The following is a 14,009-nucleotide window of genomic DNA, read 5'->3' as shown; positions in this document are numbered from 1 at the left end:
ATGCCAATCGACAAGGTGCTCATCGCCAACCGCGGTGAGATCGCCGTACGCATTATCCGCGCCGCACGCGATTCCGGGATATCCTCGGTCGCCGTCTACGCAGACCAGGACCGTGATGCCCTGCACTCGCGGCTCGCAGACGAGGCCTACGCCCTGGACGGAGAGACGAGCGCCACCACCTACCTGCAGATCGACAAGATCCTCTCGATCGCTCGTCGCGCAGGCGCTGACGCCGTTCACCCCGGCTACGGCTTCCTCGCCGAGAACGCCGAGTTCGCTCGCGCTGTGATCGGCGCCGGCATGATCTGGATCGGCCCCTCCCCCGAAGCCATCGAGTCTCTCGGCGACAAGGTGACCGCCCGTCACGTCGCGGACAAGGTCGGTGCGCCGCTCGCGCCTGGAACACCCGGCCCGGTCGAGAGTGCTGACGAGGTCATCGCTTTCGCGAAGGAGTTCGGCCTGCCGATCGCCATCAAGGCGGCATACGGCGGCGGCGGACGCGGCCTCAAGGTCGCCCGCGAGTTGGACGAGGTCGCCGAGCTCTTCGAATCCGCCACCCGTGAGGCCGTCGCCGCATTCGGTCGCGGTGAGTGCTTCGTGGAGAAGTACCTCGACAAGCCGCGTCACGTCGAGACGCAGTGTTTGGCGGATGCCGAGGGCAATGTCGTCGTGATCTCCACACGTGACTGCTCGCTGCAGCGCCGTCACCAGAAGCTTGTTGAAGAGGCACCGGCGCCCTTCCTCACCGAAGAGCAGAATCGCCAGCTGTACGAATCGTCGAAGGCCATCCTGCGAGAGGTCGGCTACGTCGGTGCTGGCACCTGCGAGTTCCTGATCGGCGCCGACGGCACCGTGTCCTTCCTCGAGGTGAACACGCGTCTGCAGGTGGAGCACACGGTCTCAGAAGAGGTCACCGGCATCGACCTCGTACGCGAGCAGTTCCGCATCGCGGCCGGCGGCACCATCGACTATGACGACCCGATCCCGCAGGGACACTCCTTCGAGTTCCGGATCAACGGCGAGGACCCGGGCCGCGGGTTCCTCCCCCAGCCCGGCCCCATCCACGTCTTCAAGACGTTCGGCGGCCCCGGCATCCGTCTCGACTCGGGTGTAACCGCTGGCGACGCTGTCTCCGGTGCGTTCGACTCACTGCTGGCGAAGATCATCGTGACCGGACGTACCCGTGAGGAGGCGCTCGAACGCGCCCGACGCGCACTGGACGAGTTCGAGGTCGCAGGTCTGCCCACTGTTCTCCCGTTCCATCGCAAGGTCGTCCGCGACCCCGCCTTCACCGCGGAGAACGGCGAGTTCGGCATCTTCACACGCTGGATCGAGACCGAGTTCGACAACGACATCCCCGCCTGGGATGGCGAGATGGAAGAGTCTGCTGCCACCTCAAGCCGCCACACGGTCGTTGTCGAGGTCGCGGGCAAGCGCCTCGAGGTGAGCCTGCCTGACCGCGTCACTGTCGCCGCTGGCACCTCCGGTCGCCCCGCAGCTGTCCCGCCGTCTCGGCGCAGTCACACCATGTCGGCCTCGTCCGGCGCATCAGGTGATGCCGTCAAGTCGCCGATGCAGGCCACCGTCGTCAAGATCGCTGTCGAAGAGGGCCAAGAAGTCGTCAAGGGCGATCTGGTCATCGTTCTCGAGGCGATGAAGATGGAGCAGCCGCTGCAAGCGCACAAGGACGGCGTGATCGGCAGCATCAACGCGGTAGCAGGCGGCACGGTGTCCTCCGGCCATCAGCTGCTGACGATCAGCTGACCTGAGTCCAACGAGAAAGGCCCCGCCGCGGCGGGGCCTTTCTCGTATTCGCACCAGTTTGCCGTGCACCTGCCTCGGAGATGTGCGCCATCTTCGGATGAATTGCGCGAATCTCTCCGAAGAAGCTGCACATCTCCGAAGTTGGTGCACGCCGAGCTCACACCAACGAGGCGGCCTAGGAGATGTTCACCAGGTGCATCGCGCGGGATGCATCCGTGATGCTGCTGGACAGAGACGGGTACGCGGCAAACACGCGCGACAACTGGTCCACCGTCAATCGACGTTCGACAGCGACGGCGATCGGATAAATCAGCTCGGATGCCTTCGGCGCCACGATCACACCCCCGATCACCGTGCCAGAGCCCTTGCGGGCGATGATCTTCACGAAGCCGTCCTTGATGCCCATCATCTTCGCGCGCGGATTCGCGGCGAGCGGCAGCTTGTAGACGAGACCGTCAGCCACACCATCCTCGACATCCTTCTCGCCCCAACCGACCGTCGCGATCTCGGGAGCGGTGAAGATGTTCGAGGTGATCTTGATCTTCTCCAGCGGGATGACGATGTCACCGAGCGCGTGAAACACCGCGGTGCGGCCCTGCATAGAGGCGACGGATGCCAGCGGGAAGAAGTTCGTGCAGTCGCCGACCGCGTAGATGTTCGGTACCGAGGTGCGCGCCACCTTGTTCACCCGCACATGGCCGGACTCCGCGAGTTCGATCCCGGCAGCTTCGAGTCCGATGTCAGCGGTGTTCGGAATCGAGCCGACCGCCATCAGGCAGTGGCTGCCCTCGACCGTTCGGCCGTCAGAGAGCGTCACCGTCACGCCGTCGCCATTGCGCTCGACCGTATCGGCACGACACTTCGACAGCACGGTCATGCCTCCGCGCTTGAAGACCTTTTCAAGCACGCGTGCGGCATCCTGGTCTTCGCCAGGAAGCACCTGCTCGCGGCTGGAGATGAGCGTCACCTTCGCCCCGAGGTTCATGTACGCCGAAGCGAACTCTGCACCCGTGACACCTGAGCCGACGACGATCAGGTGCTCGGGAAGCGCCTTCATGCCGTAGAGCTGCGTCCAGGTCAAAATGCGCTCACCGTCTGGCTTGGCGCTGTCCAGCTCACGCGGAGACGAACCGACTGAGACGACGATCGTGTCGGCCTCGATGCGGTCGAAGTCGGTGCCGCCTGGGCCCGTCGACACGATGATCGCGTTCGACCCCTCCAGACGGCCGTGCCCGGAGAGGATACTCACGCCCGATTCCAGCAGCGTCGAGCGCATGTCTTCGGATTGCTGTCCGGCAAGCGCCAGCAGGCGCTTGTTGACCGCAGCGAGGTTGATCGCGATCTCCGGCTTCAACGGCTTGCCATTTCCACCCTTCGCGTAGAACTGCACCCCGAGGTCACTCGCCTCGGAAATCGCGACAGCAGCATCGGCTGTAGCGATGAGGCTCTTCGACGGCACGACGTCAGTAAGCACAGCAGATCCGCCTACTCCCACACGTTCGACGAGGGTCACCTCCGCGCCGAGCTGAGCCGCGGCTAGCGCCGCTTCATAACCGCCGGGGCCGCCACCGAGGACGGCGACGCGCTGAGTGCGCTCGAAAGGAGTGGAAGACATGTCTTCTATTCTTCCGCAATCTTCCGGACTCGCCGTCACCTTCCTTAGAGTGGAGCCATGACCGACTTTCACGACAATCCTCTCGACGCCCCGAACGCTGACCCGTTCGAGGTGGCGGCCCTCGCCGCCGCAGACATCGCGCGACTGAGCGGCGTCGAGAAGCATGACATCGCCCTTACGCTTGGCAGCGGCTGGGGCAAGGCCGCAGACCTCATCGGCGAGACCATTGCCACGATCCCTGCGACCGAGGTGACCGGCTTTTCGAAGCCCGCTCTGGAGGGCCACGTCGGCACGCTCCGCAGCGTGCGAACACCCGACGGCAAGAATGTTCTGGTGATCGGTGCACGCACCCACTACTACGAGGGCCACGGCGTCCGACGCGTCGTCCACAGTGTCCGCACCGCCGCCGCCACGGGAGCGAAGATCATGGTGCTCACCAACGGCGCTGGCGGCATCCGCGAAACCTGGACACCTGGCCAGCCCGTACTCATCAGCGACCACATCAACCTCACCGCAGACTCACCGCTCGAGGGTGCGAATTTCGTCGACCTGACCGACCTCTACTCGCAGCGTCTTCGGGACATCGCACGCTCCGTGGATGCTTCTTTGGATGAGGGTATCTACACACAGTTCCGCGGGCCGCACTACGAGACGCCGGCTGAGGTGCAGATGGCCAAAAACATCGGCGGGCACATCGTCGGCATGTCCACCGCGCTCGAGGCGATCGCCGCCCGGGAGTCCGGGATGGAGATCCTGGGCTTCTCCCTGATCACGAACCTCGCCGCCGGCATCCAGAAGACGCCACTCAGCCACACCGAGGTCATCGAAGCAGGCAAGGAAGCAGAGCCTGTGATCTCGGCGCTGCTCGCCCGTGTGATCGAGGCACTATGAGCGACATCGACGACCAGACCGCAGACCGCCTCGCACAGGCGCGTGCCTGGTTGCGTCAGGATCCGGATGCGGAAACGCGCGACGAACTGGCCGGCATCATCACCCGTGCCTCTGCCGGAGATGCGGCGGCGCGTGCCGACCTGGACGATCGCTTCGCCACGCGTCTCACCTTCGGCACTGCGGGGCTCCGCGGCGCGATCGGCGCCGGCAGCAACCGGATGAACCGTGTACTGATCGCACAGGCGGCGGCAGGCTTCGCTTCGTATCTTCTGTCTCATGCGAACGGCGCCACGCCTACTGTCGTCGTCGGCTACGACGGCCGCCGGAACTCCCGCCGGTTCGCGCTCGACTCCGCCGAGATCTTCGCGGGCGCTGGCCTGCGCGCGATCCTGCTGCCCCGCCTGCTGCCGACTCCCGTGCTCGCCTTCGCGGTACGTCATCTCGGTGCGGATGCCGGTGTCATGGTCACAGCAAGTCACAACCCGCCGAACGACAACGGCTACAAGGTCTACCTCGGTGGCGCAGAAAATGGCGCGCAGATCGTGTCACCCGGTGATGCAGAGATCGAGGCACACATCCAGCGGGTGGCGGATGCCGGAAGTGGGTCGTTGCTTCCCCGATCGATCGGGTACGAGGATGCAGGCGAGGACGTCGTTGAGGCGTACATCGCTGCGACCGCAGCGGTCGCTCCTGCACCGGCCGCAGCCCGGGATCTCACCTGGGTCTACACGGCCATGCACGGTGTCGGTTGGGAGACGTTCTCGCGGATCCTGCGCGCGGCGGGCTATCCCCATCCGAAGACCGTCGGCGAACAGCTGCATCCCGATCCGACTTTCCGTACAGTCGCGTTCCCGAATCCGGAAGAACCCGGCGCGATGGATCTCGCGATCGCGGCGGCACGCCGCACCAGGGCCGACTTCATCATCGCCAACGACCCGGACGCAGATCGTCTGGGCGTCGCGATCCCCGACAGGTCAGCGAACGGTGGCTGGCGCAGGCTCAGCGGCAACGAGGTCGGGCTGCTGCTCGGCGCTCGTGCGGCACGCGCCGCCGAGGGACAGACCGGCGCATCCCTTGCCTGCTCACTGGTCTCCTCCCCCGGGCTCGGTGCGATCGCCGCCCACCACGGGCTCGACTTCCATGAAACTCTCACCGGATTCAAGTGGATCTCGCGTGCACCCGGCGCGGTCTTCGGCTTCGAGGAAGCTCTCGGCTACCTCGTGAACCCCGACACTGTCCGTGACAAGGACGGCATCTCCGCAGCGATCGCTGTACTCGGCCTTGCGGCTGAGGCGCACGAGCGCGGCGAGACACTGGGCGACCTGCTGACCCAGCTCGGCGAGACATACGGACACTTCGCCAGCGGCCAGGTGTCGCTGCGGGTCGATGACCTTTCGATCATCGACAAGCTGATGCTGTCGCTGCGCACACTGCCACCTGCCCGAATCGGCGACGTCGCCATCAAGTCTGCGGAGGACCTACTCCAGGCACCCGCAGGCCAGCCAGCAGGCGATGTGCTGCGCTACCACCTCGATGGAGGGTCGCGGGTGATCGTTCGCCCCAGCGGCACCGAGCCGAAGCTCAAGGTGTACCTGGATACGCAGGGCGAATCAGATGACGAGGCGAAGGCCATCGTCACTGCCCTCGAGGCAGGCGTGCGGACCCTGTTGGAGGAGCGCTCCTGAGCGCCGGAGAGATGCCCACTCGACGTGTGAGAATCACCACTGCTCACGGAGCCCACGCTCGCCCCGTGGCTGAGCTTGCACGGCTGGCGCTCGAACATTCCGCCCCGGTGACGCTCACGACGCGGGACGGCGCCAGCGTCGACCTGTCCAGCGTGCTCGCCGTCATGGAACTCGGACTTGGGCACGGCGACGAGGTCGTGCTCGACACGACGCCTTCTGCCGATGCTCTCGTAGTGCTCGACGCCATGGCCGCGGTACTGGATCCACAACGCTGAGTTGGATCCGCAACACTGAATTGGACCCGAACGACTGAACTGATTCTGTGCGGCCGAGACTAAATCAGCCGTCGATGACAGCCACAAGCTCGTCGAGCAGCGCCTCGAACGTGGTGCCGCGGCGAACGATCCGCTGCACGCTGTCGCGCTCGCTGAACACTTCGACGAGCTGCTCGAAGACCGTCTGGAATGCCGTGCGATCGCTCTCGCTGAATGCGGCGAGCGCGACCACTTGCACGCGTCCCTCACCCCACGCGACTGACCCGTCGGCGACACCGATCGCGATAGCGGTGCGCTGAGCGGTCATCTGCAAGGCGTGCGGCACTGCCAGCGCATCAGTGAACGCCGTCGACGACATTCGTTCTCTGATGATCGTGTTCTCGACGTAGTCGTCGCCGATGAGCCCGGTACCTACGAGCAGCCCGCCCAGGCGGCGGATGATGGCCTCGTCGCCCTCATCCGGAAGCGGGCAGATGTAGGCATCCGCGACGAAATAACGTGACAGCTCTTCGCGCAGGCGCATCAGCCGTCGCCCCCGGCGCATCCGTGCCGCGGTCTGCGACACCCGCTCAACATCGGCGTCAGTGAGGAACGGTTGAATGCGCACGTAGCGCTCGCCACTCGTCCCAGGGTCGATCGTCGTGAGCACCAGATCGGTGTCGATGCTCGTCCAGTCCGGGTCGACGGTTGTCACGACGCTGGTGACTTCGACCGAGGAACCCAGCGACCTGTCGACACTCGAGCGCAGCAATTCATGCAGCTCGTAGTAGCCAGGGCAGACGATCGTCGCGGTGAGGATCGTTTCTGCCTTGCGGCTGCGTTCGAGCCTGCCGCCGATGTGCATGGCAATATATGCGATCTCATCGTCGTGGATCGGCGCACCCAGGCGGTCGTGCAGGCCGCTGGCGATCGACACCGCCACCTCGAAGATCATCGGATACGAAGACTTCAGCGAACGGGTCAGCGGATTACGGGTCCACGCTTGCTCCTGAGCCCGGCGCAGCAGGTTCTGCACGTGCAGTGCGAGTCGAAGGATGAAGGCCTCATCGACAAGATCGACCTGATAGTCGGCTGCGGCCTGCACGATCTCGGCGCGGACTGCGGCTTCGATGCCAGGATCGACACCGCTGCGCACCGCCTCGGATGCCGCGTTCTGCCCTGGCGCGATTGCTCGTGTCAGCACGAGCGTCGCCAGATGTGCGCTGTCTCCATCACCGAGAGCGACGCCGAAGTGCTCCCCCGCGAGTCGGCTGATCACTGCGCCGAGCTTGGGAATCTCCTCCCACGTGCCGGAGATCGGGGTTTCAAGCGCACGTCCGGCCGAGACGCGGTCGGCGGCGATCGCAATGTGCAGGAGCACGTCAGAGATCGCGAGTTCGTTGACGTAGTACCCGAGTTCGCCGAGTTCTCGTACCAGTGCGGTCTTGAACGGGCCCACGGCGTGCGCGGCGACCGCCGTCCCAGTCAGTGCGCGCCGGATGCTTTCCGGATGGAATGATCCGGCATCCATCTCGTCGTGAGCCAACCTGCTCAGCAGGCGCCGCTGCGCGACCTCGGTCCCCTGCAGGCGAACCACCTCACGGTCGCGTTCGATCCGCAGTTCAGCGCCGAGCAAGCCCCGCACCCGAGCGAGATCCGATTCCACGGTCGCCTCGCTGACGTGCATCCGCTCTGCGGTGTCGTAGACATCGATGCCGTCAGACGCGTCGAGCAGCATCCGCACCAGCGAGTGCAGTCGATCGCGTGGGGCGGATTCCCCCGTCACGCGCGTGCGCAGCGCCGCATGCGCCCCTGCACCGGCGCGGTAGCCGGCCGGACCGGATTCGACTGCGTCGCCGTCGGTCGTGCGCACGTTCAGCGCGGCAACATATGAGCGGATGCTACGCGGTGTCACACCGAGCACATCGGCGAGACTCGCTGCTGTCGCCCATTCGTCCTGACGAAGCAGAGCCTGCAGAAGCTGGTCTTGACGCTGTCGCGACATGATCCTCCCCAGAGCTCGGTCCGTTGCATTCCCATGATGTCAGTACTGCGGCCGCCATGGGCCAGAGCGGCAGGTTCCGCAGGGGCGGAAAGGAACGTGGTGGCATCCCTCTCAGCCTTTTCCCAGAATGGAGAGTAGAAAGAGGTGGCATCAATGAGGATTCTGGTGGTGTGCGGCGCTGGCGCGTCCAGCACCTTCGTCGCCCAGCGGCTTCGGCGTGCCGCATCCGCCGTCGGCCTCGACTGGGAAACTTCCGCTGGCACCGAGCAGACCATCTCCACCGCCTTCGCGGACCTCGTGCTCGTCGGCCCTCACCTCTCCGACCATCTCGACGCGATCCATGCCGCAGCTCGCGGACCGGTCGCTGTGCTTCCGGACGATGTGTTCACCGACCTCGACGGCACGCGCACGCTCACGATCGCCCAGACCGCGATCTCAGATTCTTCATCCGCCGCGAACTCGACCGCGACGTCCACTGCGAACTCCACCGCGAAGCCCACTGCGAAAGGAACATCATGACTGCTGTCTCACGGACCGTACGGATCGGCTCCACCCACGGGCTGCATGCCCGCCCGGCGAAGCTGTTCGCTCAGGCTGCCAAAGAGTCCGGCATCGCGGTGACGATCGCCAAGGACTCCGGCAAGCCGGTCAATGCGGCCAGCATCCTGGGCATCATCGCCCTGGGCCTCGATCACGGTGATTACGTGACGCTCTCTGCAGAGGGAGACGGCGCCGAGGGCATCATCGACACACTGACCGAGCTGCTGACCACTGACCACGACCAGGACGCAGCGGGATGACCGAGTTGCGAGGAGTCGGCATCGGGCGGGGCGTCGCACAGGGGCCCGTCGTCCGCATGGCCGAAGCCCTCCCTGCACCAGAGAACACGTCCAGCACACTGGGCGCCGATGCCGAGCGCACCCGTGCCCGCGAAGCAGTCGCAGCTGTGGCCACCGAGCTGCAGCAGCGCGCTGATGTCGCAGGCGGATCAGCGCAGGAGGTGCTCGAGGCCCAAGCGATGATTGCCGAGGACCCGACACTTCAGGATGAGGTCGACGCCCGCATCGACAATGGCGGCACCGCGGAATGGGCCGTGCACGACGCCTTCGCCGGTTTCCGCGCGACGCTGGAAGCTCTCGGCGGATACCTCGGCGAGCGCGCAGCCGACCTCGATGACATCGCCCAGCGCATCCTCGCCCATCTGCGCGGCGTCGCCGCTCCCGGTGTGCCCGACCCCGGGCATCCATTCGTGCTGGTGGCGCGAGATCTCGCGCCGGCAGACACTGCACTACTCAATCTCGAGCAGGTGTTGGCTCTCATCACCAGCGATGGCGGCCCCACCTCGCACACTGCGATCCTCGCTCGCGAGAAGGGCATCGTCGCCATCGTCGGCGCCGCGGATGCTTCTTCCTTGGAGACCGGAACGACCGTGATAGTGGATGCTGCGGCGAGCACGGTCACCACCGACCCAAGCGCCGAACAGCTCGACCGCGCCACACAGCGGGCCGCCGCACTGGACGCAGCCCAGACGGCACCGCCCACTCCAGGTGCACTCGCCGATGGCACTGCGATCGCACTGCTGGCGAATCTCGGCAAGCCAGCCGATGCTGCAGATGCGGTGGCACGTGGCGCCGAGGGTGTCGGACTCTTCCGCACCGAGTTCCTGTTCCTTTCCTCAGCGCAGGCTCCGACGGTCGCCGAGCAGCGTGAGTCGTATCGAGCACTACTGGCGGCGTTCCCCGGCAAAAAAGTCGTGGTTCGAATGCTGGATGCCGGCGCTGACAAGCCACTGGCGTTCCTCAACGACGCGCACGAGGAGAACCCGGCGCTCGGCCTGCGCGGGCTTCGGTCACTGCGCGCGAGCGAGGACATCCTGCGCGAGCAGCTCACCGCGCTCGCCGAAGCGGATGCTGCCACCGACGCCGATCTGTGGGTGATGGCACCGATGGTGGCCACCGTCGAGGAGACGCGGTATTTCACCGCCCTTGCACGTGAGTATGGAGTGAAGACAGCAGGAGTGATGGTGGAAATCCCCGCCGCCGCGCTGCTGGCCGACCGAGTGCTCGCGCACGCGGACTTCGCCTCTATCGGCACGAACGACCTCACCCAGTACACGATGGCCGCTGACCGCATGCTCGGCTCCGTGGCGAGCTTCCAGGACCCATGGCATCCCGCTGTGCTGCGCCTGGTCAAGGAAGTCGGTGATGCCGGTGCCCGTACCGGCAAGCCCGTCGGCATCTGCGGTGAGGCCGCGGCCGACCCACTGCTCGCCGTCGTGCTGGTAGGTCTCGGCGCCACGAGCCTGTCGATGGCTCCTGCTGCCCTCGCAGATGTTCGACTCGCGCTCTCTGAGCGCACCCTCGACGAGGCCAAGCGCCTCGCCGAGTTGGCACTGGCGGCGGACGCCGCCGCCGGTGCTCGCAATGCCGTGACTGACGCAGCCGCGGCCCTCCCCTCACATCAGAAAGAGACGACATCATGACGACGACGTCACCAGCCGCCCCGAAACAGGGCGGGCTCCGTGTAGGCGTGCAGAGACTCGGCACGTTCCTCTCCGGCATGATCATGCCGAACATCGCGGCCTTCATTGCCTGGGGCTTCATCACGATGCTCTTCATTCCCGCCGGGTTCTTCGGCGCGGACACCCCCTTCAAGGGCTGGCACTGGTATCCGGTCGCCGAGATCATCGGCGGTGGCGGCGACTCGGCCATCGTCGGGTGGTCGGGCGCCATGACAGCGCTGGCCGAAGGCGACGGCGGCAATATCCAGGCATACGTCGGTCTCGTTGGCGCGATGGTGACTTACTTGCTCCCGCTACTCATCGCGAACACTGCTGGCCGTATGGTCTACGGCGAGCGCGGCGGGGTCGTCGCAACGATCGCCACTATGGGCGTCATCGTCGGCACCAACATCCCGATGTTCCTCGGCGCGATGATCATGGGCCCGCTGGCCGCATGGATCACCAAGCAGATGGACAGGCTCTGGGACGGCAAGATCAAGCCTGGCTTCGAGATGCTGGTGAACAACTTCTCCGCTGGCATCCTGGGCATGCTCCTCGCCATCGCCGGTTTCTTCGCGTTCGGCCCTGTGATGCTCGGCATCAGCACCGTGCTCGGAGCCGCCGTCGACTGGCTCGTGTCGTTGCAGCTGTTGCCGATCGTGTCGGTCATCGTCGAGCCGGCCAAGGTGCTGTTCTTGAACAACGCCATCAATCACGGCGTGTTCACACCGCTTGGCATCGAACAGGCCGCTGAGACAGGAAAGTCGATCCTGTTCCTCATCGAGGCCAACCCCGGCCCTGGCCTCGGTCTGCTGCTCGCATTCACGTTCTTCGGCGTCGGCGCTGCCAAGGCCTCCGCACCCGGTGCGGCGATCATCCAGTTCTTCGGTGGCATCCACGAGATCTACTTCCCGTACGCGCTCAGCAAGCCGACCACGATTCTCGCCCTGATCGCCGGAGGAGCATCGGGGGTTGCCACGAACATGCTCCTGGGCGGCGGGCTGGCCTTCCCGGCAGCTCCCGGAAGCATCATCGCCGTGACCGCCGCCGCCATCGGCTCCGGTATCGGCAATCTGCTGGTCGTCTATCTGTCGGTCATCATCGCCGCCACTGTGACGTTCCTGATTACCGGTGTCATTCTGCGAGCCTCGCGCAAGCGTGATCTGGCAGCCGAAGGCGACACGTTCGGCGCGGCGATCGCGCAGACCGCGGCGAACAAGGGCAAGGAATCCGCACATCTGTCGAACCTGGCTGCCTCCGCGGCGGCCGGCACAGCGGCAGGAGCGGCCACCGCGACCGTCACCGCTCCGATTCAGAACATCGTGTTCGCGTGCGACGCCGGCATGGGCTCATCTGCCATGGGCGCGAGCGTGCTGCGCAACAAGCTGAAGAAGGCCGGTATCGAAGGTGTCACAGTCACCAACCAGGCGATTGCGAACCTGGACGGCACCGCCGACCTCGTGATCACCCAGCAGCAACTGACAGATCGGGCGAAGGACAAATCCCCGAACTCGGTTCACGTTTCGGTGGACAACTTCATGAATTCCCCGAAGTATGAAGAGGTCGTCGAAATGGTGCGCGACCAGAAGGAATCCGGCGAGTAATCCCATCTGGTGGGGCGGATGCTGCGGCATCCGCCCCACCACTGAAAGAAGGAGACATCATGGGCGTTCTGACAATCGGACAGGTCCGTATCCACTCAGGGTCTGTCACCCAGGATGAGGCGCTGCAGGAGGCCACCGACATCCTCGTCGCGGCTGGCGCAGTCACCCCCGCCTACGTCGACGCGATGCGCCAGCGTGAAGAGACAGTGTCGACCTTCATGGGTAACGGCCTGGCGATCCCGCATGGCACGAATGAGACGAAGGCCGCGATCCTCGACTCAGGTCTGTCCGTCGTACGGTATGACGGCGGCGTGGACTGGGCAGGAGATGAGGCCACATTCGTGATCGGTATCGCCGGTCGAGGAGACGAGCATCTCGAGATCCTCTCCCAGATCGCGATCCTGTTCTCCGAGGAGGATGACGTCGCGAAGCTCAACGCCGCGCAGACACCCGATGAGTTGTTCGCGCTGCTGTCTGACGTCAATGAATCATGAGCGGTGAACGAGCGATGAAGGCTGTCCACTTCGGCGCCGGCAACATCGGCCGGGGCTTCGTCGGTCTGCTGCTGCGCGAGGGCGGTTACGACCTCGTCTTCTCTGACGTCGCCGATGCGCTGGTGAATGCCATCAACGACGTCGACTCGTACACCGTGCACGAGGCTGGTCCCGGCGGCGCCGATCGCGTCGTCACCGGCTTCCGTGCGGTGAATAGCAAGAACGATCCGGATGCGGTAGCCCACGAGGTCGCGACCGCCGATGTCGTCACCTGCGCTGTCGGACCGACCGTGCTGCGATTCATCGCACCGGCGATCGTCGCAGGGCTCGCGCTGCGCTCCCCCGACCTCGCGCCGCTGAAGATCATGGCGTGCGAGAACGCGATCGGTGCGACCGATCAACTGCGCGCCGAGATCGAGAAGGCCGCGGGTGCAGAGGCTGAAGAGCTCACCGCACGCGCGGTGTTCGCGAACACCGCGGTCGACCGCATCGTTCCCGCGCAACCGGAGGGCGGCGGAGTCGATGTCACCGTCGAGCCATACTTCGAGTGGGCGATCGAGTCGGGTCCATTCAACGGTGACCTACCGAACATTCCCGGCGCGCACTTCGTCGATGATCTCGGTCCTTACATCGAGCGCAAGCTCTTCACTGTGAACACCGGGCACGCGGCCACCGCATACTTCGGCGCGCAGGCCGGACACGAGCGAATCTCGGACGCGCTCGCCGACCCGAAGATCGCTGACAAGGTCGGCGCCGCACTCGAGGAGACTTCGGCTGTCCTCGTCGCCGTGCACGGCTTGGACCCGGCCGAACTCGCCCAGTACCGCGCGAAGATTCTGGAACGGTTCCGCAATCCGTCCCTCATCGACACCGTGCAGCGGGTGGGACGCCAACCGCTGCGCAAGCTCTCACGCAACGAGCGGTTCATCGGCCCTGCCGTGCAGGCCGCAGAGCGTGGTCTGCAGACGACAGCGCTGGTGGAAGCTGTCGCCGCTGCCGTCGCCTTCGATGATCCCACCGATGAGCAGTCCGTCGAATTGCAGCGGATGCTGCACAGCGAAGACGCCGATGTGCTCACCTCGACCGTCACGGGGCTGGAGCCGGAGCATCCGCTCTTCGCCGCAGTGCACGAGGTGTTCGCGGCACGACAGCAGGAGCTGCGCACGTTCTGAGCTAGAACAGGCACCCGCACGGCGG

At 65.4% G+C, this 14,009-nt stretch carries 12 protein-coding genes; 10 read left to right on the top strand and 2 right to left on the bottom strand.

The genetic code is table 11. The features are described from left to right. Complete coding sequence (locus tag AC1C2O_RS18625; RefSeq protein WP_495432063.1) at positions 1–1,764, top strand: acetyl/propionyl/methylcrotonyl-CoA carboxylase subunit alpha; 1,764 nt, start codon at positions 1–3, stop codon at positions 1,762–1,764. Positions 1,765–1,939: 175 nt separating this feature from the next. Here AC1C2O_RS18625 and AC1C2O_RS18620 read toward each other — a convergent pair whose 3' ends face one another. Continuing rightward, the gene (locus AC1C2O_RS18620) at positions 1,940–3,379 is read right to left on the bottom strand and encodes an NAD(P)H-quinone dehydrogenase (RefSeq protein WP_495432062.1); all 1,440 of its coding nucleotides are present in this window, start codon (positions 3,377–3,379) and stop codon (positions 1,940–1,942) included. Positions 3,380–3,436: 57 nt separating this feature from the next. Between AC1C2O_RS18620 and AC1C2O_RS18615 the strand changes: the two genes are divergently transcribed. The 3 genes from AC1C2O_RS18615 to AC1C2O_RS18605 are packed head-to-tail and all read left to right on the top strand — an operon-like array spanning position 3,437 to position 6,230. Beyond that, positions 3,437–4,270 carry a purine-nucleoside phosphorylase gene (locus tag AC1C2O_RS18615; RefSeq protein ID WP_495432061.1) on the top strand — a complete coding sequence of 278 codons (834 nt, stop codon included), beginning with the start codon at positions 3,437–3,439 and terminating at the stop codon, positions 4,268–4,270. Continuing rightward, positions 4,267–5,955, top strand: coding sequence for a phospho-sugar mutase (locus AC1C2O_RS18610; RefSeq protein WP_495432060.1), 1,689 nt, complete (start codon positions 4,267–4,269; stop codon positions 5,953–5,955). Before AC1C2O_RS18615 ends, AC1C2O_RS18610 begins: the two co-directional genes overlap by 4 nt. 11 nt (positions 5,956–5,966) lie before the next feature. Beyond that, positions 5,967–6,230 (top strand): HPr family phosphocarrier protein, encoded by a 264-nt coding sequence (locus AC1C2O_RS18605; RefSeq protein WP_495432059.1) that lies wholly within the window; start codon positions 5,967–5,969, stop codon positions 6,228–6,230. A gap of 64 nt (positions 6,231–6,294) precedes the next feature. On the opposite strand, the gene AC1C2O_RS18600 is transcribed toward AC1C2O_RS18605, so the two are convergent. Continuing rightward, the gene (locus AC1C2O_RS18600; protein ID WP_495432058.1) at positions 6,295–8,214 is read right to left on the bottom strand and encodes a BglG family transcription antiterminator; all 1,920 of its coding nucleotides are present in this window, start codon (positions 8,212–8,214) and stop codon (positions 6,295–6,297) included. Between the two features lie 153 nt (positions 8,215–8,367). On the opposite strand from AC1C2O_RS18600, the gene AC1C2O_RS18595 reads away from it, so the two are divergent. Genes AC1C2O_RS18595 through AC1C2O_RS18570 form a run of 6 tightly spaced genes read left to right on the top strand, consistent with a single transcriptional unit; the run spans position 8,368 to position 13,984 of the window. After that, the gene (locus AC1C2O_RS18595) at positions 8,368–8,733 is read left to right on the top strand and encodes a PTS sugar transporter subunit IIB (protein ID WP_495432057.1); all 366 of its coding nucleotides are present in this window, start codon (positions 8,368–8,370) and stop codon (positions 8,731–8,733) included. Further along, a complete protein-coding gene (locus tag AC1C2O_RS18590; RefSeq protein WP_495432056.1) occupies positions 8,730–9,014 on the top strand; it encodes an HPr family phosphocarrier protein in 285 nt (94 codons plus the stop codon). Before AC1C2O_RS18595 ends, AC1C2O_RS18590 begins: the two co-directional genes overlap by 4 nt. Then, complete coding sequence (gene ptsP, locus AC1C2O_RS18585; protein ID WP_495432055.1) at positions 9,011–10,696, top strand: phosphoenolpyruvate--protein phosphotransferase; 1,686 nt, start codon at positions 9,011–9,013, stop codon at positions 10,694–10,696. The genes AC1C2O_RS18590 and ptsP overlap by 4 nt, the downstream gene beginning before the upstream one ends. Continuing rightward, positions 10,693–12,318 (top strand): PTS mannitol transporter subunit IIBC, encoded by a 1,626-nt coding sequence (locus AC1C2O_RS18580; RefSeq protein ID WP_495432054.1) that lies wholly within the window; start codon positions 10,693–10,695, stop codon positions 12,316–12,318. Before ptsP ends, AC1C2O_RS18580 begins: the two co-directional genes overlap by 4 nt. Before the next feature lie 59 nt (positions 12,319–12,377). Further along, complete coding sequence (locus AC1C2O_RS18575) at positions 12,378–12,812, top strand: PTS mannitol transporter subunit IIA (protein ID WP_495432053.1); 435 nt, start codon at positions 12,378–12,380, stop codon at positions 12,810–12,812. Between the two features lie 14 nt (positions 12,813–12,826). After that, a complete protein-coding gene (locus tag AC1C2O_RS18570; RefSeq protein WP_495432179.1) occupies positions 12,827–13,984 on the top strand; it encodes a mannitol-1-phosphate 5-dehydrogenase in 1,158 nt (385 codons plus the stop codon). Positions 13,985–14,009: the final 25 nt, after the last annotated feature.

Source organism: Microbacterium sp. Y355, assembly GCF_059445345.1.
This window is presented reverse-complemented; position numbering and strand designations above follow the sequence as displayed.

What these genes read in the sequence shown, in the direction of transcription:
- AC1C2O_RS18625 (WP_495432063.1), top strand. Translation starts at nt 1, where the DNA reads ATGCCAATCGACAAGGTGCTCATCGCCAACCGCGGTGAGATCGCCGTA.
- AC1C2O_RS18620 (WP_495432062.1), bottom strand. Translation starts at nt 3,379, where the DNA reads ATGTCTTCCACTCCTTTCGAGCGCACTCAGCGCGTCGCCGTCCTCGGT.
- AC1C2O_RS18615 (WP_495432061.1), top strand. Translation starts at nt 3,437, where the DNA reads ATGACCGACTTTCACGACAATCCTCTCGACGCCCCGAACGCTGACCCG.
- AC1C2O_RS18610 (WP_495432060.1), top strand. Translation starts at nt 4,267, where the DNA reads ATGAGCGACATCGACGACCAGACCGCAGACCGCCTCGCACAGGCGCGT.
- AC1C2O_RS18605 (WP_495432059.1), top strand. Translation starts at nt 5,967, where the DNA reads ATGCCCACTCGACGTGTGAGAATCACCACTGCTCACGGAGCCCACGCT.
- AC1C2O_RS18600 (WP_495432058.1), bottom strand. Translation starts at nt 8,214, where the DNA reads ATGTCGCGACAGCGTCAAGACCAGCTTCTGCAGGCTCTGCTTCGTCAG.
- AC1C2O_RS18595 (WP_495432057.1), top strand. Translation starts at nt 8,368, where the DNA reads ATGAGGATTCTGGTGGTGTGCGGCGCTGGCGCGTCCAGCACCTTCGTC.
- AC1C2O_RS18590 (WP_495432056.1), top strand. Translation starts at nt 8,730, where the DNA reads ATGACTGCTGTCTCACGGACCGTACGGATCGGCTCCACCCACGGGCTG.
- ptsP (WP_495432055.1), top strand. Translation starts at nt 9,011, where the DNA reads ATGACCGAGTTGCGAGGAGTCGGCATCGGGCGGGGCGTCGCACAGGGG.
- AC1C2O_RS18580 (WP_495432054.1), top strand. Translation starts at nt 10,693, where the DNA reads ATGACGACGACGTCACCAGCCGCCCCGAAACAGGGCGGGCTCCGTGTA.
- AC1C2O_RS18575 (WP_495432053.1), top strand. Translation starts at nt 12,378, where the DNA reads ATGGGCGTTCTGACAATCGGACAGGTCCGTATCCACTCAGGGTCTGTC.
- AC1C2O_RS18570 (WP_495432179.1), top strand. Translation starts at nt 12,827, where the DNA reads ATGAAGGCTGTCCACTTCGGCGCCGGCAACATCGGCCGGGGCTTCGTC.